Origin of the sequence: Pseudomonas sp. PDM25 (assembly GCF_019219045.1) — a bacterium.
Taxonomy (GTDB): Bacteria; Pseudomonadota; Gammaproteobacteria; order Pseudomonadales; family Pseudomonadaceae; genus Aquipseudomonas.
Genome location: NZ_JAHUWL010000079.1, coordinates 1 through 363, shown reverse-complemented (window position 1 = coordinate 363; position 363 = coordinate 1). Strand labels below are relative to the sequence as shown.

1 protein-coding gene is annotated in these 363 nt (G+C 57.9%); it reads left to right on the top strand.

What is annotated here, in order from left to right; genetic code table 11:
• Positions 1-363 (top strand): transposase (locus tag KW848_RS32755; RefSeq protein ID WP_218539187.1); only part of this gene is annotated, 363 nt, incomplete at both ends.

The window sequence follows — 363 nt, the reverse complement described above, 5'->3', positions numbered from 1 at the left end:
TTTACATGGTGGGAGGCTATGAACTCAAACATTATCGCGAAGGCGTGAAGATCCGCGCCAAAACCGACGCACTGGATGCCAAGCTGCTGGCTCGTTACCTGAAGAACGAAGCCGAGGAGTTGCGTCCTTGGACCCCGCCCTCACCGCTGTACCGCCAGCTCCTGAGCCTTTTCCGCCGTCGCGCAGCCTTGGTCCAGGCCAGGGTCGGCTTGGTGCAGAGCTGGTCGAATGAGCCGCTGCTCAAGGCGGCTTTTGCCGAGCAAGTGAAGTCCATGCAGCAGCTTGAGACGCTGATCGAAAAGACGATCAACGATCAGCTCAAAGAAGCCGGTTTGCTCGGTCAATTGAAGCGCTGCCTGAAAG